Source organism: Bradyrhizobium sp. BEA-2-5, from assembly GCF_032918025.1.
Classification (GTDB): Bacteria; Pseudomonadota; Alphaproteobacteria; order Rhizobiales; family Xanthobacteraceae; genus Bradyrhizobium; species Bradyrhizobium pachyrhizi.
Map to the genome: position 1 here is coordinate 5,153,477 of NZ_CP136629.1, position 23,339 is coordinate 5,176,815.

Annotated in this window: 26 protein-coding genes; 20 read left to right on the forward strand and 6 right to left on the reverse strand. The window is 59.5% G+C overall.

Going from position 1 to position 23,339, the window contains the following annotated elements:
- Positions 1-58: 58 nt before the first annotated feature.
- The 3 genes from RX327_RS24210 to RX327_RS24220 all read left to right on the forward strand — a co-directional run bounded on the left by RX327_RS24210 (position 59) and on the right by RX327_RS24220 (position 2,985).
- Positions 59-268 (forward strand): helix-turn-helix transcriptional regulator, encoded by a 210-nt coding sequence (locus tag RX327_RS24210; protein WP_317247330.1) that lies wholly within the window; start codon positions 59-61, stop codon positions 266-268.
- Between the two features lie 342 nt (positions 269-610).
- Positions 611-1,057, forward strand: a complete 447-nt coding sequence (locus tag RX327_RS24215) for a hypothetical protein (protein ID WP_317247331.1) — start codon at positions 611-613, stop codon at positions 1,055-1,057.
- Positions 1,015-2,985, forward strand: coding sequence for a DUF5906 domain-containing protein (locus RX327_RS24220; protein WP_317247332.1), 1,971 nt, complete (start codon positions 1,015-1,017; stop codon positions 2,983-2,985). Before RX327_RS24215 ends, RX327_RS24220 begins: the two co-directional genes overlap by 43 nt.
- Positions 2,986-3,363: 378 nt before the next feature.
- Here RX327_RS24220 and RX327_RS24225 read toward each other — a convergent pair whose 3' ends face one another.
- Entirely contained in the window at positions 3,364-3,621 is a 258-nt protein-coding gene (locus tag RX327_RS24225; RefSeq protein ID WP_317247333.1) for a hypothetical protein, read from the reverse strand.
- Positions 3,622-3,673: 52 nt separating this feature from the next.
- On the opposite strand from RX327_RS24225, the gene RX327_RS24230 reads away from it, so the two are divergent.
- A complete protein-coding gene (locus RX327_RS24230; RefSeq protein WP_317247334.1) occupies positions 3,674-4,405 on the forward strand; it encodes a hypothetical protein in 732 nt (243 codons plus the stop codon).
- Between the two features lie 63 nt (positions 4,406-4,468).
- Positions 4,469-4,936 carry a hypothetical protein gene (locus tag RX327_RS24235; protein ID WP_317247335.1) on the forward strand — a complete coding sequence of 156 codons (468 nt, stop codon included), beginning with the start codon at positions 4,469-4,471 and terminating at the stop codon, positions 4,934-4,936.
- 6 nt (positions 4,937-4,942) lie between these two features.
- Here RX327_RS24235 and RX327_RS39300 read toward each other — a convergent pair whose 3' ends face one another.
- Positions 4,943-5,296, reverse strand: coding sequence for a DUF6804 family protein (locus RX327_RS39300; protein WP_410712076.1), 354 nt, complete (start codon positions 5,294-5,296; stop codon positions 4,943-4,945).
- A gap of 348 nt (positions 5,297-5,644) precedes the next feature.
- On the opposite strand from RX327_RS39300, the gene RX327_RS24240 reads away from it, so the two are divergent.
- The 3 genes from RX327_RS24240 to RX327_RS24250 are packed head-to-tail and all read left to right on the forward strand — an operon-like array spanning position 5,645 to position 9,073.
- Positions 5,645-6,319, forward strand: a complete 675-nt coding sequence (locus RX327_RS24240; protein WP_317247336.1) for a terminase small subunit — start codon at positions 5,645-5,647, stop codon at positions 6,317-6,319.
- Positions 6,303-8,717 (forward strand): lysozyme, encoded by a 2,415-nt coding sequence (locus RX327_RS24245; RefSeq protein WP_317247337.1) that lies wholly within the window; start codon positions 6,303-6,305, stop codon positions 8,715-8,717. Before RX327_RS24240 ends, RX327_RS24245 begins: the two co-directional genes overlap by 17 nt.
- Positions 8,718-8,764: 47 nt before the next feature.
- Positions 8,765-9,073, forward strand: coding sequence for a hypothetical protein (locus RX327_RS24250; protein ID WP_317247338.1), 309 nt, complete (start codon positions 8,765-8,767; stop codon positions 9,071-9,073).
- A 1,229-nt stretch (positions 9,074-10,302) separates the two neighbouring features.
- Here the strand turns inward: RX327_RS24250 and RX327_RS24255 are convergent.
- Both RX327_RS24255 and RX327_RS24260 read right to left on the reverse strand, forming a co-directional pair.
- Positions 10,303-10,953: a GDSL-type esterase/lipase family protein gene (locus tag RX327_RS24255; RefSeq protein ID WP_317247339.1), complete on the reverse strand. Its 651-nt coding sequence runs from the start codon at positions 10,951-10,953 to the stop codon at positions 10,303-10,305.
- Positions 10,954-11,568: 615 nt separating this feature from the next.
- Entirely contained in the window at positions 11,569-13,599 is a 2,031-nt protein-coding gene (locus RX327_RS24260) for an acyltransferase family protein (protein ID WP_317247340.1), read from the reverse strand.
- 317 nt (positions 13,600-13,916) lie between these two features.
- Here RX327_RS24260 and RX327_RS24265 point away from each other — a divergent pair, with 317 nt between their 5' ends.
- From RX327_RS24265 to RX327_RS24280, 4 genes are all read left to right on the forward strand, one after another.
- Complete coding sequence (locus tag RX327_RS24265) at positions 13,917-14,060, forward strand: hypothetical protein (RefSeq protein ID WP_317247341.1); 144 nt, start codon at positions 13,917-13,919, stop codon at positions 14,058-14,060.
- Positions 14,061-14,160: 100 nt separating this feature from the next.
- Positions 14,161-14,325, forward strand: a complete 165-nt coding sequence (locus tag RX327_RS24270; protein WP_317247342.1) for a hypothetical protein — start codon at positions 14,161-14,163, stop codon at positions 14,323-14,325.
- 27 nt (positions 14,326-14,352) lie between these two features.
- Positions 14,353-14,565 carry a hypothetical protein gene (locus RX327_RS24275; protein ID WP_317247343.1) on the forward strand — a complete coding sequence of 71 codons (213 nt, stop codon included), beginning with the start codon at positions 14,353-14,355 and terminating at the stop codon, positions 14,563-14,565.
- A gap of 73 nt (positions 14,566-14,638) precedes the next feature.
- Complete coding sequence (locus RX327_RS24280) at positions 14,639-16,777, forward strand: hypothetical protein (RefSeq protein ID WP_317247344.1); 2,139 nt, start codon at positions 14,639-14,641, stop codon at positions 16,775-16,777.
- A 95-nt stretch (positions 16,778-16,872) separates the two neighbouring features.
- Here the strand turns inward: RX327_RS24280 and RX327_RS24285 are convergent, their stop codons facing one another.
- A complete protein-coding gene (locus RX327_RS24285; protein ID WP_317247345.1) occupies positions 16,873-17,106 on the reverse strand; it encodes a hypothetical protein in 234 nt (77 codons plus the stop codon).
- 63 nt (positions 17,107-17,169) lie between these two features.
- Here RX327_RS24285 and RX327_RS24290 point away from each other — a divergent pair, with 63 nt between their 5' ends.
- From RX327_RS24290 to RX327_RS24325, 8 genes are all read left to right on the forward strand, one after another.
- Complete coding sequence (locus tag RX327_RS24290) at positions 17,170-17,472, forward strand: hypothetical protein (RefSeq protein ID WP_317247346.1); 303 nt, start codon at positions 17,170-17,172, stop codon at positions 17,470-17,472.
- On the forward strand, positions 17,469-17,735 hold the full coding sequence (locus RX327_RS24295) for a pyocin activator PrtN family protein (protein ID WP_317247347.1): 267 nt from the start codon (positions 17,469-17,471) through the stop codon (positions 17,733-17,735). Before RX327_RS24290 ends, RX327_RS24295 begins: the two co-directional genes overlap by 4 nt.
- 779 nt (positions 17,736-18,514) lie before the next feature.
- Positions 18,515-19,246 (forward strand): hypothetical protein, encoded by a 732-nt coding sequence (locus RX327_RS24300; RefSeq protein ID WP_317247348.1) that lies wholly within the window; start codon positions 18,515-18,517, stop codon positions 19,244-19,246.
- A gap of 13 nt (positions 19,247-19,259) precedes the next feature.
- A complete protein-coding gene (locus RX327_RS24305) occupies positions 19,260-19,646 on the forward strand; it encodes a hypothetical protein (protein ID WP_317247349.1) in 387 nt (128 codons plus the stop codon).
- Positions 19,643-20,101: a hypothetical protein gene (locus tag RX327_RS24310; RefSeq protein ID WP_317247350.1), complete on the forward strand. Its 459-nt coding sequence runs from the start codon at positions 19,643-19,645 to the stop codon at positions 20,099-20,101. Before RX327_RS24305 ends, RX327_RS24310 begins: the two co-directional genes overlap by 4 nt.
- Positions 20,098-20,364, forward strand: a complete 267-nt coding sequence (locus RX327_RS24315; protein WP_317247351.1) for a hypothetical protein — start codon at positions 20,098-20,100, stop codon at positions 20,362-20,364. Before RX327_RS24310 ends, RX327_RS24315 begins: the two co-directional genes overlap by 4 nt.
- The gene (locus tag RX327_RS24320) at positions 20,364-21,026 is read left to right on the forward strand and encodes an SOS response-associated peptidase (RefSeq protein ID WP_317247352.1); all 663 of its coding nucleotides are present in this window, start codon (positions 20,364-20,366) and stop codon (positions 21,024-21,026) included. The genes RX327_RS24315 and RX327_RS24320 overlap by 1 nt, the downstream gene beginning before the upstream one ends.
- 1,160 nt (positions 21,027-22,186) lie before the next feature.
- On the forward strand, positions 22,187-22,390 hold the full coding sequence (locus RX327_RS24325; protein ID WP_317247353.1) for a hypothetical protein: 204 nt from the start codon (positions 22,187-22,189) through the stop codon (positions 22,388-22,390).
- A gap of 616 nt (positions 22,391-23,006) precedes the next feature.
- Here RX327_RS24325 and RX327_RS24330 read toward each other — a convergent pair.
- Entirely contained in the window at positions 23,007-23,237 is a 231-nt protein-coding gene (locus tag RX327_RS24330) for a DUF3606 domain-containing protein (RefSeq protein ID WP_317247354.1), read from the reverse strand.
- Between the last annotated feature and the right edge of the window lie 102 nt (positions 23,238-23,339).

Sequence of the window (23,339 nt, forward strand, 5' to 3'; positions counted from 1 at the left end):
ATTTCGATGACATATAGATTCGTATAACGCAGGATTGCCTCAGATCAATGGAGGCAGCATGTCTACTACGTACGAACATCATGATCCCCTGCTGACTGATATCGAGGGGTGCGCGATCCTCGGAATCGCCAAACCGACTTGGCACAAATGGGTACGAAGGGGTCTTATTCCCAAGCCCGTTAAACTCGGCCACCTGAGCCGCTGGCCGCGCTCTGAAATCGTCGATGTGATCAAGCGCGCTAAGGCCGCGCGCCAGATTGCCGCCTGATCTGCCATGCCGGGCAAAAGAAAACGCCCGGCTCATCTCTGAACCGGGCGGACCAATCGTATAGGCGTATCGTGACTGTTTCGCTTCATACAACGATCTGGCCACCTTCGCAACCCCACGAGGGCTGAACCATGAAGCGTGCAAGAATTCCGGGCCAGCGCGTTCGCGACGACGAACCTATTTTTTGCGCTGAGACCGGCGCGCTGATTTCAAACAATCGCCCCCCCAACGTCGTTCCATTCCCGCGTGAGCCGCGTAAGCGTCCGCCGAACGGGTTGGATAGCCTTCACAAGCATCCAGCCGTAGATCCCGGCGACGACATTTAGGGACGGGAGCACGGACATGAACGCGGTTGCTCGCGCTCTCGACGTCGAGGACGTTGAATATGTTGATCCTGGCATCGCCAATCTGTTGCGCGGAATGCAACGAGAACGACGCTGGGCACCCCTGCCTTACGGGTGGTGGACCGAGGCGGACGGTTCGTTCGTCATCTTCGATCGTGGCTATCGCCTAATCTGCCGCAAGCACACGAGCGGTTCGGTCGAAATTCTGCCCTTCGCTTGCACTGCCAATTTCAGTCGGAGGGCAGATGATTTGTGGATCGATTGGGTTGACCAACGCTGGCTCTATACCGGAGTGACCCATCCTGCTCGCGACGAACTGTCTCGGTTGCGCGTGCTCGGTGTGGTTCAGCGCCTCGGCCTTGCCGACGAGATTATTCGACGACGTGAGGCTGCGGACCGTCAGTGGTCGCTGCGCCGGAAATATTCGCGGCGGCGCGCGGTATAAATCAACATGTCCGCCTAGACCGGATCGGAACTGCTCGGCAGGTAATCATCGTCGGCGGTGAAGATTGCCGCGATGCATTGGAGACCGCGACCGAACGGACCGTCGTGTCTTGGACGAGCATCACCGACTGGTCGCCGCTCGCCGGCCGCAACGTGGTGATCTGGCCGGACGCCGACGGGCCGAGCCTCAGCACCGCGAACGAGATTGCCGCGATCCTCGTCGGTCTCGGCTGTACAGTGCGCGTGATGGACGTCATGCGCGACGATCCGCCGAAAGGCTGGGATGCCGCGGACGCGATCCGCGACGGCTGGGGCAAGGGGCGGCTTGATGGGTTCATGCGCGAGACGGTGCGGCCGTGGTCGCCATCAGCACCGCTCGCGGCCGCCCAGAAGCCCGCTCCGTCTGCCGGTCTAGTCGCGCAGGTTTCGCCAGCCAAGCCTGTCCGCGTCGCCGGTGCGGACGAGTTTAAACGGCGAGAACAAGATATCACCAGCAGACAGCTCGACGTTGTCGGCGTGCTGCCGCAGCCCGCCTCCGAAGTTAATTCAGGCGGTCAACTGGATCGTATGGTGCCAGCGCATCATGTCGTATGGGGAAGCGAAGTTGAAATCGCGGGCATTCTGGCTCGCGAGTTGTCGGGAGATCGCGGCGGGTACGTGGTGCGCGCCGAAGGCGGATTTTGGGCCTTTGAGGGAAGCCAGTGGTCCGAGATACCGGAACAACGAATGCGCCTTATGGTGCACATGTTCGATGGTGCGCGCGTCGGCGATAAGGGCACGCCATTGAAAGTCGGCAGACGCATGATCGACGGTGTACTATCGGAGTTGGGCGCAAAGCTTGGCAAGTCTGACTTTTTTGAATGCGCCACGGTCGGGATCAATGCTGCAAACGGTGTCGTCGTGTTTGATGAGGCGGGCACCCCTGCCCTCCGACCGCATAGCGCCGACGATAGGTTCCGCTTTACGATACCCGCTGATTTCAAGGTGCACGACGATATGGAGCCGCCTGACGGCTCCTACTTGCACCATCTCCTTTCCGGTGCATTCCGTGGCGATGGCGACGCCCACGAGAAACAGCAGCTGATCGGCGAGATGTTGGGCGCGGCGGCGCTCGGTTTGGCAACGCGTCTGCCTCAACCGAAAGCTTTCGTATTCCTGGGCGAGACCGCCAGCAACGGCAAGAGCACAATCGCGCGCCTGCTCTCGTCTCTCCTGCCGGCCGGCGCGGTCTCGTCGATCCCACCCGCCGCTTTCGGCGATGAACGACGCATCGTCAACCTTGCCGGCAAGGCCGCGAACGTTGCGGACGAGCTTTCCGCCAGCGCCATTGCTGGCGAGGCGTTCAAAGCGGCCGTGACTGGCGATCCGTTAGAGGGGCGCGACCTTTACCGGTCAGCCGTCACTTTCCGGCCCAGGGCGCTGCATTGCTTCACCACAAACACGTTACCGCGCTTCAACGGTGGTCTAGACCGAGGATTGCAGCGACGGCTCGTAGTTGTCAGGTTTAATCGATCCATCCCACGGGATGAGATCATTCCCGACATCGCGGATCGCATCAGGAGCGCCGAATTGCATCTGTTGCTCCAGTTCGCCGTCGCTGGCGCGCAAAGGCTGATCCAGCGCAAAGCCTACACGATACCCGCTTCATCAAAGGAGGCACTGCAAAGCTGGCTCATGCTCGATCCAGTCAACGAATGGCTGGCGGGACAGACGGTCAGGACCGACAATGAACCTCCCGATGGGTGGCTCAGTACGGGCAAGCTCTATGCCGCCTTCAAGGGCTGGGCGTTGGAGGAAGGGCACAGCGAACGCTTCCTGCCACCTGTGAATACGTTCTCGCAGAGGCTCAAGGCATCCGGCGTTCAAATAAGCCGTCGATCAACTGGTTCAGTTGCAATGGGGATCAAGCTGGCAGGCCTCGCTTGGTAGCGACGCAGGCGTGTTATCGCGTCCGGCCTCCGATTCGCCCGGTTTGATCAACGGGAAATCCCGGCCTCTTGGTGGATAACACCTCCGAGGGGCAGTTTTTTGCACTGAAATGTGGGAAACGGGCGGAACTTCCATAGACTCCGGAAGTCATCCGCACCAACATACAGGTAAATCGGCTCCGCTGATTCGGCAATGAAAAACCGGGCACATCCTCCCCAGGCAGCCCGGCTTTTCATCTTGATCACGACTGTGGCCGTCTCGGCCTTTCTCCAGCACGTGTGCAGTATCACTGCACGCCTGATTCTGAAAGGTCAAGAGGCCCTACCGCCGGAGGCTGTCTTGCACACTCGGTCCGCATAGGGCGTTCGACGCCGACGATTACGAAACCACTGAGAGGTGAGTTTGCGTTCGGCGAAGGCTCGCAGCGAAAAGGTTCAGCAAATTCTGTCCGGCCCAAGCCGATGCCGCTTTGGCCAGCACGTCGAACCTTCCCTCAGCGCAATCCTCCAGAACGACAAACACGCCTCCATCTCCACCCAGCTCGTCAAGAGCTTGATCGTCGAACGTGGCGCGCGAAATTTCGGTCAGCCATAGAGTTCGATGGTTGTCGATTGCGACAGAAAGGTCTTCGTCCATGTCGTTAGGTCCTCTTCTTCATCCTTCCGTCCGCGAGCGGCGGGAACCAAGGATGTCTGCTGCTGCGCTCGCCGAGTATCTGATAATGCGTCCCAACGGGCAGCAGAACGTACTGCACGACTGCAAATTTTCGCGACCACCGATCGTGACAGCGAACGGTGACGCCTTGCGGGCGCTACGCGCATACAATGCCGACCCTCGACGTCCTCAGGAAACCCTGGTTCGGGTAAAGGAAGTGTTAACCATAAAAGCCCAGGATCGAACCATCAAGCCGAAGGGGCGCGAAGATGCCCTGCGCTGCCTCGAAATCATCGATCTGTTCAATCAGCGCGAGAATGCTCTCGGCATGCGCAGCATGGCCCTGAGCGAAGCGCCAGATTTCCCCGCAATCAACATCGAAGGCGTTACCGTCTCGATCCAGCCCGATTTCCTTGTCGGCGGCGGCCGGGGCGGCGCGCGTGTTGGAGCAGGCCTCCTGCGCGTCGCGAAGGCTCCTGATCCCGGAGCCTGCAAGCGGGACGAGACCAAGGCCCGGCGCGGTGAAAACCGTCGAGAGATGGCGCGGTATCTCGTTGCAATGATGCAGGTGCTGCTCGATCAGCAAGATGGAAATCTTGGCGCAATAAGTCGCGACCTGCTCTTTGTCGCCGACGTGCGTCTTGGTGAGCGCATCGGGGCAGCGTCGGACCACAGTGTACGAATGCGAGACATCCGCGGAGCTTGCCAGCAAATCCGCGAGTTGTGGCCCGGCATCAAGGCCAAGCCGGCCCTGTACCGGAAATAACCGTGGCTCGACGAGGCGATCAAACTCGCCTCGTCTTTCTCAGAACGTAGAGGAAGGTATCAGATGATCAGTGAGGCAATGGCAGGTGCGAGCGCGCTGAAGACTGCATTCGACATGGCCAAAGCGCTGAAGGACATCAACAACGCTGCGACACGGAACGCTGCCGTGATCGAGTTGCAGGAGAAAATCCTGTCTGCCCAGCAAGCGCAATTCGAGATGTCGAAACGAGTTGACGAACTGGAGAAGCAACTTGCCGTCATAAAGAGCAAGGCTGACGAACGTAATCGGTACCAGCTCAAGGACTATGGTGCCGGTACCTTTGCCTACGAACTAAAGCCTGCCGAATCTCGCGGAGAACCGCTCCATCGAGCGTGTGCAAAGTGCTTCAACGAAGGACAGATCAACATCCTGCAATTTTCGCATAGGACCGAAGGCCAAGACTGGTTCGACTGCCGGCGATGCGACAACAATCAGGCGTTTGGCGTCCGCGTTCGCCGTGAACGCGACTACTCACACCAATCAGATTTCTAAAGTCTCTTATTGGTCTGAATAGTTTTTCGATTTGGCGCGCACGGTTAGGAGGTGCGCAACGATTGCGATCGCTGCTCCTATGTCCAAATACAACCAGGTACCGCGGTCAAGATGTGCCGGAACGAGCGGATTGAACAGGATCGCGATACCCACGAAGGCCAACGGCCACGGGCGAGTGGGCGCGTTGTTCTCCCAAGTTTGAGAGAAAACGGCTACCGCAAAGCCGCAGACCACAATTCGAAGAACCGTGTAGTAGCCATAGGGCAAGTCAAACGGAGCTATGATTAAGAGTGCGGCCGGGATGAGCCAAACCCACCGTGGGATTCGATCCGCGCCACTCATTCCAGGCCCCTGCCCCATTCATCCGGTCGCATTGCCGCGCCGCACGTCACCAATTGCACACCAGTGGTGCACGAGTGTAGCAACCAATTCGTCTAAGACGCGCAGATATCAACGCTTTAGGGTCAAGTGGCACACATGCCGGCATCTTCTTATTAGATGCGTCAGTACGCCGATATAAAAGCCGGCATAATCTTCACGTGTTAGGGGCCTTTCAAAGAAATGCGTGTCACTTTATCCTAAACCTATGATTGCACACGCAAATTATCGTTTTCGATGCTGCACTAGTGTGCCATGTGTGCCTCCGCCATGTGGGGAAATGCAGTAGTTGTTTTTCGCGGCAACCATTCGCGTGGCACGTCTCGCGACATGGTTTTGACCGCGAAGCAGCAGCTATTCGTCCAAGAATTTCTACTGGATCTGAACGCCACTCAGGCGGCTGTCCGTGCGGGATATTCGAGGGGAACGGCTGACAAGCAAGGCCCACGGCTCTTGAGCCATCCCGATATCAGGGCCGCAATCGACGCTGCGAAAGCAGCGCGCTCGGAGCGAACAGGCGTTGACGCCGTATGGGTCCTCCATCGTCTTGTCGCAGAGGCCGAGGCTGATCTCGCTGACCTCTATGACAAGCGCGGCGATCTCAAACCCATAGAGGAATGGCCGGAAATCTGGCGGCAGGGCCTCGTTGCCGGTGTCGAAATCGACGCGCTGTATGAGGGCTCGGGCGAGGAGCGTCGGCAAGTCGGTCACGTCAAAAAAATCAGACTCAGTGATCGCCTACGTCGCCTCGAACTGATCGGCAAGCACGTCCGCGTGAATGCATTCCAGGAACAGGTTGCACTCAGCTTAGAAGGCTTGGGAGATCGGCTCAATCGCGCCCAGGCTCGCGCCGCTGTTCAGCTTGCGATCGAGACCACAGCGGCTTTGGCCGCACCGTCCGTCTCATTCCCCGCCGATGCGGCGCCCGTGTCGGTAGCTGCCCCGGCAGAACAGTCCGCGCCGGCCGGACTTTCTCTTGGAGGCAATCGTGGTCAAAGTTCCTGAGTATCAGCGCACGGTCGATCCGAGGCCCGAATTCCGTCAAGACCTTGACGTACGGGCCACGCCAAGCACGGCCGGCGCGGACGTCGGAACTGGTCTTGATGCGCTCGGCAGGGGCTTGGACACGGCGAGCGATGCCCTGGCCCGCGTGCGGCAGCTTGAGGACGAAACTGTTGTCCGTCAGGCGCGGAACAACTACCTTCGCGACAAGGATACGCTCCAATACGATCCTGAAAGCGGCTACCTGCAAAAAAGCGGTCAGGCTGCGATTGATGCGTTTCCGCAGTACCAGCGCGATCTCGACAAGCTGCGGCGCGACGCCTCGTCTGGGTTGACGCCCTCGCAGAGGCGAACGTTCGATCGCGCCGTCGATGGCCTCGATGTCGATGCTCGCCGGACCGGCTTGATCCACAAAGGCAATGCGCTGAAATCGTTCGTGATCGAAGAAACCAAGAGCGGTGCCGAGAATTTTCAAAACCAAGCGCTGTTGCATTATCAGGACGCAGCGCAGTGGCAAAAATATACCGCAGCGGGACAACTCGAACTTCACACGCTTGGCGACAAGCTCGGGTGGTCACCTGAGAAGCGCCAGCAGGAACAGCAAAACTTCGTCTCCGACACGGTGAAGAAAACCGCGCTGCGGATCGCGCAGTCCGATCCGATGGCGGCTGAGAAGTACATGAAGGACAAAGCGGACCATTTGACCGCCGATGACAAGTACTCGTTGGAGCAGGGTCTCAAGGTGCCGCTGAGGGAAACTCAATCCCAGAAAGCGGCGGCCGACTTCATTGCTGGTCGCCAGTCAGCTCCCGGCAATTCGGCCTTCGACATGATCAAGCGGTTCGAGGGTTTCAAGACCGCGCCTTATTGGGACGTGAACCACTGGCGTCTTGGCTTTGGCTCCGACACGGTGACGAAAGAGGACGGCACGGTCCTTGAGGTCAAGCCCGGCATGACCGTGACGGAGACCGACGCCGCGCGCGATCTGCAACGGCGCATCGTCGGGACGCAGGGCCGGATCGCCGGGTCCGTGGGACAGGACAAGTGGGACGCGTTGTCCGCGCCGGCCAAGGCGGCGGTCACGTCGGTTGCTTACAACTATGGCACGCTGCCGAACTCGGTAGCGGACGCGATCCGCACGGGCGGCCCGGCCGAGATCGCGACGGCGATCCGTGGTCTCCAGGATCACAACGACGGCGTGAACAAGAAGCGGCGCAACCAGGAGGCGGATGCCGTACTCGGCGTGAACATGGCGCAGGCCGGCCGCGACACGCAATCGTTCTTCACCGACATGGAGAGCTATCTCGCGACGATCAAGGACCCGCAGGTTCAAGAACTCACGCGCAAGCGGATCAACGGCATGCTCGAAACGCAGCACAAGGCGCAGCAGGCGCAGCAGCAGGCGGCCAAGGCTACGCTGTGGCAGTACATCGACCAGGGCAAGACGCCGGACCAAATCCCGATGGAAGTGCGGCAGCAGGCGGGCATGGAAGCGGTATCGTCGGCCTGGAGCTACATGGACACGGTGCGCAAGGGCCGCGACATCCAGAGCGATGAGCAGATGCTCTATGGCATGCGGCGCGCTGCGGCGATGGACCCGGAGTTCTTCTCGCAAGTCGATTTGAACGATTACCGCGACAAGCTGTCTCGCGCCGACATCAAGGAACTGTCGTCGCTCCAGACCAGCGCGTTGAGCGACCAACGCAAGGCGAAGGATGACGGCTTGAAGCTGACGGAAGCATTTTCCCAGGCCACGCAGCAGTTGGCCGCTGTCGGCATCTCGACGGCTGGCAAGAAGGGTTCGCAGCTTGAGGAAACCAACAAGCGCATCGCGCAATTCAACAATGCGCTGTCTGCGCAGATGGACGAGTTTAGACGCAGCAACTCGAACAAGCAGCCGACGCAGGCCGATATTCAGTCGATGATCAACCGGTTGCTCCTGCCGGTGATCGTCAAGACGCCCGGCACGCTGTGGGGCTCGAACACCTGGACGCCGCCCGGCGTCGACGGTGGCGGCATCTTCGGCGCTCCCAAGACGTTCGCGTTCGATAGCGCGAACCGCCCGGACAACTCGACGGTGGACGTGACGGTCAAGTATTCGGACATCCCGATCGACCTTCGGCGTGGCATCGCGAGCGATCTGGAGCGCGAGCTTGGCCGGAAGCCCAGCGAGGCGGAGGTAACTCAGCGCTACGGCGACTTCACCCAAAATCGGGACCCAATACCAATTCGGCCGGTGGATCACGGACCGGTTGATCGCTTGGTTCGTTCGACCCTCAACGGAGCAGCCGAAGTTGTCGTTGGGTTACCGGTTCGGGCTGTTCTGGGTGTAGCCGACGCGCTCCATGAGGGACAGAAAGCGATTAAGGATGTGACCGGCGACCGCCTTCCTGGAATGTAGGCAAGTCGTCGCCGCACCATCAAAAGTCAAACAATGAGACTGTATCAATGACCAGAATATACGATCATCCCTCCGACGCCATGATGGCAAGCGCGCGCAAGTGGCTCGAAGCGGCGTTGCACGACGAGGGGTCATTTCAGAAGCGGCTTGAGGCCGCAGGAATGGCCGAGACGATCAGTTTCGACGATGCGACGACGCTTGCCCATGCCGCGCTGATGGTTGCTGATGCCGCCGCGCTGCAATCGTTCGGAGCCTGGTATCGCGAAAGCGCCGTGGCGCTGTTCTGCCGGGCCTACGACGCGGCAGCGCTTGAGCGTGAGGCGCGCGCGGCAGTCGGGGCCGGCATGGTGCAGTAGCTGGCGATGCCGAGATCGCAACAGCATCGATAAGCGTTGTGCTCTCGTCAGCAGCTAGCGTCCGATGACTCTGCTAAAATCTCCGTCATACCTAAGGCCGCGTACTCATAAATTTACTCGATGTCCGGTTTGCCCCGACACCGGCCACCTTTGTGCAGTTGCAGCAAATGTCGCGATGGGCCAAAAGCAGCCTTGCCGCTCCTGAACATGTCATCCCGCTCGCCGAAGGGTCTTCCAAGCCAGCAAAACGGCTGCGAGAACTGAAACGGCACAAAAGGCAATAGCCCCCAATGTGCGGACATCGGGACGTGGCTCATTAATCCATACCAGCGCCGCCAGGCAGAGGAACGCCGGGACCGCACAAGCTTGTGTAACGATGTATTGTTTCCGCAATCGCGGCGGCGCACGGGGACCCCAGATGAATTCATTGACCTCAAATCTGCGAGACAAGGTGTCCAACGGCTCCTGAGGATACGACCTAGCCAGCTCTGCCATCACGGACATGAAACCCCATCCGGCAATGCCGAGGAGTACGATGGCAAGCGCGCACAAAAGTAGCGACATTCCACATCCATAGCATCTGCAACATCAGCCGGAATAGTCGGTTTGGGTCACAAGCGGCGGTCCGGCCGCTCATCTCGTCAGGTCCGGTTCTCCTCTGAGAGCGGTCTTTGCGGCCGATCACAGGCAGTTCGGCTGTGGGCCAGAAGCGGTCATCACCTTCCGTCAGTCAGGTTTACTGCGAGGGGTAGTGCCACCGACTGCCGGTTCGCTTGACGGGGCTGGTGCCTTTGAGCGCGTATGCAAGAATTCGAGGGGCATATAGCCTGGGCGATCCTGATCAATGATCCACACGTTTTCGATTCCTTCGGCCGCCATCTGTTCGCCCAGCGCAAGCGCGTCTTCCGCTGTCGCAGCCTGATAGATCTGCGGTCCGGCTCTAACGATGTATCTATTCTTGGACATGAGACCGGTGCGGGCTGCGTGAGGGGCTATAGGGATAGTGCCACCGCTATTGTAACACCTCCTCCGTTCGCAGGAGATTTAAGAACTTGCCTCAACATTGATTTTGTCCGCTGCGGGTCAAAAGCCGCCCGTAGCGACCGAAACGGGGACTTCCGGTTCACCTCGACGAGCCGACGTTCCCGACGGTCATCAGACCGTCAGCTATGGGCCAATACGGGAAGTGGCCCAGCGCTATTCATTGCCTCGGCGGCGATGATGGTTAGTCAATGGGCTCTGTGACGTGCTTGATCGATCAGCGCCTCGACCTTCGGCAATATGCGCGCAACAACAGCTTCGATCCCTGCCGCGTTTGGCTTGAAGTCGCCGATCTCCTTCAGCGACGGATCGCTTATAAACGCGTCATCAAATGCAGGGTAGAATAGCACATCGTACTCGCCGGCAAGACCGGAGAACATGGTCGCAAAGGCACTCTTGTGTTGGTCGTCCAATCTGGTGTGAGGCGCTGCTCCGCAAAGAAGCACGGCGATCCGCCGCGCTTTTAGGTTTTCAATAATTGCTGCCAGGGACTTGCGCGTGATGTTTGGCTCGACGGCAAAGACCATATCAACCGCACCGAGTACCAAGATCACCGCATCGGTATCCTCGGGAACCGAGCGATTCAAGCGGGCAAGGCCCCTTGCTGCTGTGTCATTACCCTTGCCTGCATCAACAACCGTGACCGATTGACCTTTGGCCTTCAATGCAAATTCAAGTCTGTCGGAGAACCTGCGCCCAACGGGAAGATAGTAGCTGGTAGCCAGAGCATCGCCGAGTGCGACGATTTTGATTACCCGTTCTTCGGAACGCAGGGCTGTTGGTGGCAGCCAAGTGGCAGCAGCCGCTCCGGCCAAGATGATGAACTCGCGCCGTCTCATTGCCGACCCTCTGGTCAGACACGCATGATATGCGCATCGGCAGATTGGTGGAAGAGGCTGATGTCGTATTTGGGTCAAAAGGCGACATCCAGCGGCGTCGCCCGAATGTCAGCAAAGGGCCAACTGCCGACGTTCCAAAGTGAATGAGACCACCAACAGTTATTCTGTCGGCGCTATTAGAGGAGCGGCGTCAAGTAGACCGAAACAGACTATCCCCGCACTCAGATTGCAAGAGGATCCAAAGGAATCGAAACCCTTAACCTGAGCCCGCTCGGTAACCAATCATATTCCACCTTGCCGCCCAGTTGCGCGGCAAGCGTCATCTTCATACGGACGCAAGACCGTTCGCACCACGCCTCCCACCGTCGTTCGCTCGCTACGCGCCTCCGTACCCATGATTCCAGGACGGATTAGGTCCTTGGCCTGCATTGGAGCGTCAAGACGGCCTAGTAACGATTGAGCCATCTCTTGCGGAGTTCTGGCTAACCGAGCGCTCAGACTTATGATGCCGTGCTGGACGGCGACAGTCCGAACGGAGCAAATCACCGTCGCGAATGGAAGTGAACGGCTCGACATGAGCATCGACACGTCGTCTTGACCGCAAGATGCGTAGCCTTACGGAGCGGTCAATATTTGATCGAGAAAGTGGATGTGGTCTCGAACGAATGTCGGGCGCAGGTGGGTAAAGTCTGTATATTTCGGCCGGCGGTTTTCGAAGAACGGCGAACATTGTTCGCTTGAACCGCATATGTCTGGGAAGGGATTGAGAAGTTCGGCACCCGTTAAATCCACGACCTCGCGAAGCCTGCTATCAGAATAATTCTGAGTGGATCGCAACTCGGACACTAAGACAGGCTTCTCCACATCTGGGGGGAACGACACCCCAGTGATGCTTCGCTTAACCATCTTATCCGGATCGAACCGCATGTTGATGGGCTGCCCAAGGATCAAGTACACCTTAGCGCCCGCGGCCTGCAGTGACTTCACATACTGCTCGAGGTTCCGGTAGAAGAGATCTTGGCCAAGAGCCGTATTCAGCTTTGCTGTGACGCCATCGCGCTCTGCTGACATCCAGTCTTCGCTATATCCGCTCCAGGCTGCTCCGAGGACCACTACCTTGATCGCCTCCGAGAGGACCAACTTAGCCACCACGTCAGGCAACTTCGCGCACCGCGCAAATTGATCAATCTGAATAACGCCAGGAACCGGGGGACAGCGCGGGCCAGCCACAAAGATGGTCTTCGCTGTTAACTTCCCTTGGTCTGACAATTCCTGAACGCGGGGCCCGTACTGGAAAAGCAGACTGTCACCAGCGAATATGACGCTCTTGCTTCCCTCACCCAACCGAGCAGTGAGGATCCAATCACGATCGGTCACGACCATGCCCGGGGTCGGCTTAAAGCTCCCGTCCGCTTTCGCTGCCGCTATTTCCTGCAAATCAATATCGGGGGACCGTTGTGGGAACCCGTTAAAGAGCCAGATGACAAGCGCAGCAATGCCAACTCCGCTCAACATGCCCGCAGCAAGCCACGTTGCCTTGTTTTTCCGAGGGCCAAAGCGGATCGGAGTTTCGATAAAGCGATAGGTCAGCCAAGCCAGCAGTACACTGAGAACGACGAGGCCGGCGGCCATCAGCAATGTCGGGGGCTTTCCAAGCCGTATGATGTAAGCGTAGGAGATCAGCGGCCAATGCCAAAGGTAGAGCGGGTAACTGATCAGTCCAATTTTGACGAGCGCGGGATGCGACAGCGCTCGATTCAGTATGGCATGGGGCCCGGCGAGGATGATCGCGCTCGCGCCGAGCACCGGCAGCAACGCGAACCAACCCGGGAATCTTGTCGATGGAGCAAGTAGTGTGAATGCGGCTATCAGAGCTAATAAGCCCAAACCTGAGATTACCGAACGCGCTCGAGGCGAGATGATCGCGGGACTCGCAACGGCTAGAGCCGCCCCGGCAAGCAGCTCCCAAAACCTCGGCATCGGAAGGTAAAAGGCGTCCGATATGTTCGTCCGCGAGAGTGCGATGTTGGTCGCGAAAGAAAGCGCGAACAGCACAGCAATGGAGATGCTGATCTTAAGCCGAGCTCGATAGCCCAGCCACAACAAGATGGGCCAGACTATGTAGAATTGCTCCTCGACGCCAAGCGACCACAAGTGCAGCAGCGGCTTGGTCGTAGCAGCTCCGTCAAAGTACCCGCTCTGCAGCCAGAACGAGATATTCGCCAAAAACGCCGCGCCGAAAAAGGCGTGCTTGCTTAGCTGCGCTAGTTCCGCGGGAGTTAGAGCGATGAAACCGTAAGCAAGCACCGCTGCCAGGCAGCCCGCAAGAGCGGGGAAAATGCGTCGGATACGTCGCGCGTAAAACGCAACGATCGAAAATCGGCCCTCTGCGAGCTCGGCGAACAGTATGGATGAAATCAAGCAGCCAGAGATGACAAAGAATATGTCTACTCCGACGTATCCACCCGGGATCGCTTCTGGAAATGCATGGAAGAAGACAACAGAAACAACAGCAATGGCCCTAAGACCGTCGATGTCGGGGCGGTATTTTAAGTGAGGCGCCGCGGCAACATTCTTGGAGCGCGCGTCGGCGACAGAAACCGCCTCAGCGCCGGAAATCGGCCGAAGGTCGTGAATTGCAGTCAAGGCAAATTTCGCAAACCCCTCCCACTCGCACTTTGCGAATGGTTTCTTAGTTAGTCTGGCCGAACGGTACGTTGCTGGCTAGACATCTGCAACGTCTAAGTTGCGGTCTGGGCTCGATTCGCCTGTCGGATGACTCATTAATTAGTTGCAACGGAACACCAGGACACCGCTACGTGGTGATCCTCAGACACAAGGCTGTCATGACGAACCCGCCGAGTTGCACTCGCGCAAGGCCAAGCTGCTGGGGCGTGTGGAACTGAAGGGCGATCCGGATGGCGCGGTCGCGCTGCAAAAGGCGTTCAAGGCTGGGCACTCCGATGATCGAGCCGCCGCCTTTCCTGCCGAGCTTCACCAACAAAGACCTGATCGGCGCGGCGATCTTGGATGACGTCGATGCCCGCCTGTCGAGCGCATTCGATGTGTCGCCGCACTTTCCGCAGGCGAGGATGGGGTCGCGCTGAGGCATGCCAATCGGGTGTGACAGTTGCAGGCGGCGGATTGGCGGGACTAGCGGCGGCCGCCGACCGTTCGGCGGCTGCCGACACGGTGCAGCGAGGATGCATGGCCGAGAAGGGCTATCTTTACGTGCCTGAGGATCAGGCCTCAGCGAAGCAGGCTGAACTTGCCGCGATCGCCGAACAGAAGCGCCAGCAAGAGGCAGCGCCGCCGGTCGCGCCCGGCAAGCCGCGAAAACCAAGCGCGACCAACAGCAAACCTGCAAGTTGAAGGGTTTGGCCGAAGGAATGTGGCCCGTTGCCGGGCTCGCCGGCCCTGGCTTTGCAGTGGCGTCTCACCGACGCCATTGCCGGTGAACTTTCATTCACAGACGCGATGCTGATGGCATACGTGGTGGCCGCTGGCGGCAGCGGCGATGGCCCTGGGGTGATGTACGGCGCGTGGTACTCCCGCATCGCGGCGAAGTTCTACGATCGGGCCATCGATGCGGTGGAGGCGCACCTAAACTGATAGCGCTGCAAATTTAAGAAACAACTATCTGCCGTCCACGGTCTCGCCAACACCTCAAATCGGCGAGACCTCCATGACTGTTCCAAGCGAAGTAAACCGTTCCGGACCCTACATCGGCAACGGTGTAACGACCGTATTTCCATATGAGTTTCGTATTCTTGACCAAGCTCATATCAAGGTTGTCCGCACCGAGAACGGCGCTGAGACGACGCTGACGCTTGGGGCTGACTACACCGTGTCCGGGGTCGGCGACGACGCAGGCGGATCAGTCACAACCAGTGTTGCGCCCACGTCTGCGCAGACGATCACGAACCTCCGCGACGTGCCCTTTACGCAAGAAACCGATCTTGAGAACCAGGGGGCCTATTTCGCTGAGACGGTCGAGGCGTCGTTTGATCTCGCCGCCATGCGTGACCAGCAATTGAAGGGGGGTTTTGATCGCTCGTTGCGAGTCTCTGAATCGTCGTCGTTTCTTGGCATGACTGTTCCTGATCCGGCTGCCGGGAAATACCTCAAATGGAAGCAAGACCTGACGGGCCTGGAGAATTCCGGAGAGGTCACGCTTCCGCCGAACAGCTACATGGTGGCGACGCAAACGGAGGCAGAAGGCGGGGCGGTCAATACTGCTTTGATGACGCCTCTGCGGACGCAGCAGCAGATGATCGCAAGGTCTGCCGATCTCCTCGCCGCCATGCGCGGGATTGACGGCAAGAACTTGCGCATCGCTGCGCAGCCGGCGCGCGGTCAAATCTGCCGCCTTGCTGATCTGTCCGGGTGGGCCGTCAATGGCCCTGACTGCGCGCCCGCGTGGAATGACGCGATGTCGCATGCCACCTATGGCGACGTGTTCGTCAGCCCGACCGGCGCGCCTTCGGAGCGCATCTCCTACTTCAACAGCAAGCCGGCGCTCCTGGTAGACGGCTGCACGCTGCGAGGCGAAGCGGAAGCTGCTAGCTCGGTGTGGCTGCGGAACTACGCCGTCACAGGCACGAACACCGACGAGATTTTCATTGAGCTTGGTCTCAATGAATGCAGCATTCGAAGCATGCTCGTATATCTGGCTGCGAACCAGTCCGACGGCACCGCTATTGGCATTACCGCTACCGCAGCGGCTCCGATCTTCAACACGCGGATCGAGGACTGCCAGGTGTACGCGCCCGGCGGCGTCGGCCACTACTGGCGCAATGGCTGCATTATCAACGGCTTTAACCGTGTGATCGCGCCGCAGGGCGCGCGAGCCGTCGTCATCAATGGCCTGACGGTTAGCACGGCATACAATGCCGGCCTGCAGATCTTGGCCGGTCAGTCTGTGTCGTGCAACAACATCAACATCGTGGACGTGAACGCGGCCGGCTTCGCGGTGGCTGGCGTCTACATCGGCGGCAACCACGCTCCAGTGCCGAACAACGACAGCCGAAGCATCGAAGTGCGCGGCAACCAGCTTGCAAACGTCCGGATCGAGAACGCACAGAGCGTGATCGTTGACGGCATCGTTGGCGCTAAGGCTGGACAAGCTGTTCTATTCGGGCCGAACGCTGCGAACTGCGTAGTGCGAAGCCCTGTCGAGAACGGGACAACGGCGTTCGATGCGACGTCTGTTCAGTGCATGTCCGAACTTGGACGTACGCTCAATTCGAACTACAACATCAAGTTCCTTCAGAACGTGCTGCACAACGGCATCACGTTCTTCGGCAAGGATACGGTCGATCAGGTAACCAGCGGCGGATACATTTCCAACTCTACGACCCTGGGCTCCACGTTCCTGAACACAAAGACGGCCTCGGGCGCGACTTCCACGATCAGCCATTGGTACAGCGGGTCGTACAAGGGCGGCCTGACCTTCAATGACACGGCGACGTCGGTCGATACAGGGTCGGATGGACGGCTCAAGCCGGAAGACAAGCGGACGCTTTTGCAAGAGGCGATCGACGTCGAACAGATCGTCCGCGAGTTGAAGGCCCTGCGGTTCTGGTGGTCCGATAGCGAGCAATGGGACCATGGCTTTATCGCCCAGGACGCCCACCGGATTTATCCGCGCATGATCCCGACCGTCGGCGACGACAACCCGGACCTCCTGCCGGGTGATGAGGGATACAGGCCTTGGGGTCGTAACGACACGGCGCTGGTCCCTGTCATCTGGGCCATGCTGCAAATCCTGCAGGGTGACCGCGACGAGATCAAGGCTCGTGTCGAGAAGCTTGAAGCCGGCTAGTCGCCGGCTTCGAACTGAGCGCCCGGTGCGATAGTCGCAACGCGCTGTTGTGATCTTGCCTGCAGTCAGATGCTCATCGACTCGGCTAGAGATTATCAGCGCCCCGGTTTGCTCAACTTCTTTGAGGTCTCTAGCCCTAGATCGACTAGCCGCCTGATCGCTTCCGAGATGTTCGGTAAATCAGGCTGATGACGTCGCCAGTCGTCGATTTTCTTCACCCAACTGGCCGGGGCGACCATGTTTAGTCGCTTGGTTTCGTTTTCCAACTTAGGAGGCATTTGCACCATCCAAAAGATTTTGATGATTTCTCTTATCACCATCTTGCGCATCGTGTCATCATATGTATGATACATATCATGCGCAGTCAAGCAACCTTGAAAGGATGGAATGCCATGAAGCTCATCGCCAACTCGGTTACTCGCAACGACCAATACCTGATTTCCAAATATGGTAAGCTCCAGGAAGCAGCGTTGTTCGCGCGTGCGGAGATCAGCGCCATTCCGGAAACCACTGGAGCAGAGGAAGAGCGCGAGATGATCGAATTTGCGCTTGCGCCAGTCGAGCGCCTCGCAAGATCACTGCGGCTGGCTTCGTCATCGACCAAGATCGGCGCAACAATGAAAAAGCGCGCGTCGGCTTGGCTGACTGGTGGTGGCTGGGACTGCCTCCTGGAGCCCGCGAGAATGGCGGCATGAACACCGCTTTCCTCCTCATGGCGCAGTACAACGCCGCGGCCGTGATCCCGCTGGAGGCGGTGTGCCGTGACTACTTCTCCCATTTGACGCCGGTCGAGTTCGTGCGGAAGGCTACCAATGGGCAGATCGATTTGCCGGTTGTCCGGATCGAGGCGAGCCAGAAGGCGGCCAAGGGCGTCTACCTGACCGACCTCGCCCGCTGGATCGACGCCCGGCATGAGGCGGCCCGGAAGGAATGCGACCAGATCGCGGGAAGGCGTTAGGAAAGCGCAACTGCAATCGACAGACCCCAGCCGAGCGCCGGACTTTGCTTTTGGTCAAGCGCTCGCCAATGGTGGGCGCTATTTGGGCTAGCGATGGCGCTGCGAAGATCGAGGCGTGTAGCCGATGCCGGTGGCTTTGACTTTGGCTAGTTCTCGCTCGATCTCCCCTCCTCTCTGGTTGCTGCGCCAACATTGATGAAGGTTGCTCAATCTTGCGCTGCCGCTCCTCGCGAAATTTGTCCTGCCCCTCAGGAGAGTAAAGCGGGCTCCAGCCAATGACCGGCTGCGGCTCTTTGGGTATTTCGCCCGACTTCAGGAAGTACACCTGAGCGAGTCGCCGCGACCGCGTTTTGAGTTTACATATTGCATTTCCGGCGCGTGATTCTGTTGCGCGCCAGCCTCGCGCCGCTGTCATCGGGCGAAAAATTCGCAATCAACTCAACGTCAAATGACAAATTCGGCCGCGCTAGGACCGGCGGTCTATAACGCCGAAAGTGTCATAGACGATCGCTGGGATTTGTTCACGGCACGTTCTTCATTAAACTCGCATTCCCATGGCTCCAAAACCGCCCCCCAAGTCGCCGAGGTTTGATGTCACGCGCCCCTGCATCTGCGGAAGCGGCACGCCAGCGCTGGAGTGCCACGTAGACCCAGATGGCCGATTTAGGAAGGTTGTTCCGTCGTTAGAACCTCCCGGCCCCACGACAGGATACGCACACCAGAAATGTTATCTACGAGGCACCCAAAACTGTTCGGTGGAGATCTCGCGCGAGCACTATATGTCGAAAGCCATACTGGGTGAATTCGGCAAAAAGCTGAGGGTTGAGGGCTTACCATTTTTGTCCCCCGGGGAGGCGCTTGAGACATCGGCCGCCAGTCTGACCGCAACGATCCTATGCAGGCGCCACAACGAAGCGCTCTCGCCGCTTGATCAGGAGGCCAAAATCTTCTTCACCCAGCTTCGCGATGGGGGGCATGATCTCGATCGCAAAAGCTTGTCCCGGAAGCCGACGTTTCACCTCGCTAGCGGCCAAATGATCGAGCTCTGGATGCTCAAGGTCGCGTGCGGGCTATTTCATTCCGTCGGAGCGGCAAACGATCGTCAGCTGCTCCGGACGATCAGCGATGTCGACCTTGGCAAAGCCACACGCGCGCTCTTCGAGAATCGGTGGGACGACCGCGCGGGAATGTATTTCATGGGCGACACTGGCCAGTCCTTCGTCATGTCGCCCGACATCATGCTAGCGCCGTTGCTCGAGGACCGGACAAACCGGTTCTGCGGCGTTCAGATGTCGCTGCTCGGCTACATGTTTTCGCTGCTTTTCGACGATCAGGCCTTGAGCGCTTGGCCGTGGCCTGGATACATCCGCCGACCTTCTGAACTTGTGCTTTCAGGGAACCGGAGAAGCCATCATTTTCTGATGTCTTGGCCGGCGGGCTATCCGGACATCATTGTCAACATGCATCGTCGCAAGGGGCGGCCGCCCCCTGACGCACGACCACCAAGATAGTCGAACCGCTGTCATGGCCCCGAAACATCACCCCTCGCCCGCTCTTCGGCGGCGATCGCAAGGCGCTGGCGCGGTGACGACAATCCTCGCCACGCGATCGCCCGAGAAGCGCGCCGCCCTCTGGCAGGAGCAGATCGTCGGCCTCGACGGCGGCCCTGTTGACCCCTCGCCCCCGATCGATCAGGCCATCAATGCCGGCTATCCGTGGCTCGAGATCAAATGCACCCGTTGCAAGACGCCGCGCGCGGTCGACCTGGCCGCCTTGCGACACGTGCCGACCACCCACCTGCATGACCTCGCCGGCCGCCTCCGCCGCGTGAAATGCAGCAAGGCCGGCAAGCGGCCAGCCGCCGAACTGCTGCAGCTGTGGCAGCGCTGCCCGATCGGGGACGAGCCGTGACCGAGCTGACGCGCCGGCGCGATAAGGAAGCGGCTGGGGAGAAATGGAACATCCTCTATGGCGACGTCGTCGTTGGCTCGATCGGGCTGCGCTCCGGCGTGCCGAACCACGCCGATCAGTGGGAATGGAAATGCGGCTTCCACCCGGGCTGCGATCGGTCGACCGGAGGCCCGGCCGCGACCTTTGATGAAGCGCGCGCGGCGTTCGAAGCGGCGTGGGGCGAGTTGCTGCCGAAACTGACCGAGGCGCACTTCCAGACCTGGCGCGATCAGCGCGACTGGATTGCGCGCAAGCAGGCCATGTGGACACGCGGCGAGAAGCTGCCTTCAGAGCGGCCGTCGTCACTGATGCGCTGTCCCTGCGGCGCCACTTTTGATAGCCACCGACCGGCCGAAAGCCAAATTCACACCCCCCACATCTACGCTGCGCAAAGGCGCGATGGAATTCGACGATGACGATGAAGGAAGACCGCCGCTGGGCGGACCCGGAGAAAGCCGCCCGCCGGATCATGGAGCACGCCCGCGCCTTTGAGCCGGTCCAGGATGGCCGGATCTACATCGAAAAGATCAACTATCCGATGCTCGACCAGGACAAGGCGACGCCGGCGGAGTATTGGGCTGGCCTGAAATATGCCGAGGAAACAATGAAGTGGCTCGAGTACCACGAGAGCGGCACCTTCGTGAGAATGACGCAGGCCGGCAAGGACCTGTTCGCCTGATGTGCAATCTCTATTCGATCACCACCAACCAGGCGGCGATCGCCGGACTGTTCCGCCTCGTCAACCGCTATGTCGGGAACCTGCCGGCGATGCCGAGCGTGTTTCCGGATTATCCGGCGCCCGTCATTCGCGATGGCGCCGGCGGCCGCGAGATGGTGCTGATGCGCTGGGGCATGCCGTCGCCGCCGCAATATGGCGGCCCGCCGGTGACCAACATCCGCAACGTCAAGTCGCCGCACTGGAAGCGCTGGCTGAAACCGGAGAGCCGCTGCCTGGTGCCGTTCAACAGCTTCTCAGAGTACGCGCCGGAGCCGAACCCTGAGACCGGGAAGAAGGACGTCGTCTGGTTTGCGCTGGGCGGCGACCGGCCGCTCACCGCATTCGCCGGGATCTGGACCGAGTACGCCGGCGATCGCGGCACCAAGGCCAAGCCAGTGCCCGGTCCGCACCTGGTGTACGGCTTCCTGACAACGGAGCCGAATGCGGTCGTGGCACCGATCCATCCCAAGGCGATGCCGGTGATCCTGACGACCGAGGAAGAGCGCGACGTCTGGATGCGCGCGCCGTGGGACGAGGCGAAGGCGCTGCAGCGCCCCTTGCCCGACGAGCTGCTCAAGGTAGTCGGACGCGGGCCGGACAAGGAGGATCGGTCGGCCGCCTAGCAACCTATGTTAGCCCGGCGCGTTAAAGCGTCATCACCGGCCAAGGCTCTGTCCGTAGGCGTCGGTGGCTGAAAGACCGAGAGAGTGCTCCCGCCTGCAGGAGAGGGAGCGCGGCCATGGTGGAACGGCGCATTATCAATCGCATTTACAGGGCGCACGACGGGGACGCTCAGACAATCGAGCGCGCGCAGCAAACGTCCGCACGATCGCGGCGGGTGCTTAAGGACAACCCGCGACCGGACACATTCATCGGCCGCAAGACACAAGAGCCTTTCCCGCAAGAGGAAAGCAAATATGGCGAAACGCAGGACCGTGGGCGCCCAACTAGATACCCCAGCCAAGCGGGCGAGAGTCAGGTTACGCCGGTTGAGTGCCAGACTAAAGCTGATCAACTTGGAGGCGAGAAAGTCCGAAAGTCGCCCCGTTCCGCAAAAAAAGCGAGAGAGTAAGGGCGCCCCGCGAATTTCGGCTTCCTAGAAAACGGCCCCAGCGAGGGGGTTTCCCGCTGGGGCCGAGTTCGACGTCATCCCCGAGGGGATCGGCTATTCGAGGAGAAGGAGCCCAACGCCGACGACGAGGGCCACGAACGACATTGCAGCGAAGCCAAGAAGCCCCCACTCCACCCGGTCCGTGTGGTGAGCCTGGAACATGCTGACAGGATGCACCGGACAAGCTCTCCCCGCATTTGCATAGGCAAGTCAGTGAGCGTGTCCTAAGTCGCTAAGCCGACTCCTCGATCATTCGCCGTCTTATGAGAGCCAGGCGAAGGCTGACAGCAGCCTCGGTGCGTCCCATTTTCTGCGCGATCTCGCGTTGCGTGAGGCCTGTTTCTCGAACGAACTGCAACAGTCGCTGCTCGTCCTCTGCGGACCACGCTGCCATTGGAACTCCCAAGAATCGCTACGTTCTGAAATGCTAGCGAGGATTGCAGAGACTGGCGAGCCTGTCTGTCCGGTTTCTTCCGGTGTTATAGTTTGTCGCAGCGAGCGCCCTCACCAGGACAGCACCCAGCCGGTAGCAACTGCGCGGGGTTCCGCTCCGTAAGAACGCCGCGTCTTTCCGTTCGTTAGCGGAACATCACCGCGCGGCCAGTGGTATCTATCGGTGATGAGATCGCCCGGATTAGCGCTCCCGCCCAACACCAGCAGGGGAGCAACGCCATGACCAGCAAGCGGCGACGTTTCAAGCAAATCCACTCACTGAAAGAACGCCTGGCCGACGAGGCCATGCGCCTGCGTTCGCAGGCCAACGCGCTCCCTCTATCAGCGAAAAGAGAAGCCCTGCTTAGGAGAGCCCGGCAAGACGAGACCGCAGCCGATCTGACGGCGTGGCTGACGACCCCACGTTCACGAGCGCCGATCTAGGCCGCGCCGTGATCAACCGGCCCCAATTCGATTCCTATTCGACGGCTGCGCGCGTCTGTCTCGGAGTTGCGGTCTTTAGCGCCACGATGCTCGCTGCACTGATGACGAGCATTCTTATGTGACAGGACGCCTCAGTTGGCCGGCCTGTAGCCAGGCTGACGCATGCCCCCTATTCGCGTAATAAGAAAGAGGCCTCAGCTGTGAAGCTGAGGCCAGTGGCTGGGCGTTCTCAATGCCGGTAGCGATGCGGCACCGAACAGGGCAATCAATGCCCGCTGCATCCGCTTCGTTCCTAGTCAAAAAGGCCCCAGCATCCGGATCATGCTGGGGCCGAGTTGAATCGCCGAACCGCTGTCCGCCGAGAAGCAGCGGTCGTCGTTGCTAGGGCCGAAAAAACACGAAATGAAAATTACCTGCCCTGTCGCCCGGATCATCCCAAACGACGATCCGTTCCGAAAATAACTCGTGTGAATCTTGGGCAGAAAAAGCTGCGCTTCATCCGGTCCACGCCGACGGTCCCAATGGAGATGATCGCGAACGTGCCCCGGGTCTTCGGGGGCAAGACCCGGGGCACGTTCATTCGTCCAATGCCGCTCTGCCGAGGAGCGGACTATTGCTAACGACGCTTTGACGGTGCTGTTCCTAACGACTTTTTCATCGCCGATCCGAGCCGGCGCTCAATTCGCTTGCGGCTATTGCCGACCTTCTTGACGGCCTTCTTCACCGACGCTGCCGACTTCCGGGTTTTTCTCGCCTCGTAGCTCACCTCGTAATCCTGCCCGCCGGCGACGCGTGCACGGTCCTGCTTGCGACCGCGCGCGGTCTGCTTCTTCGCTTTCTTTGCCATTCAGGCCTCCCAATCGCGCCGCAGTGCCTTTGCGGCAATTCGGGAACAACGACTCAGCCACTTCGGTTCCTAGCCTGCATAACGGGCATAAGTGCAGCATGA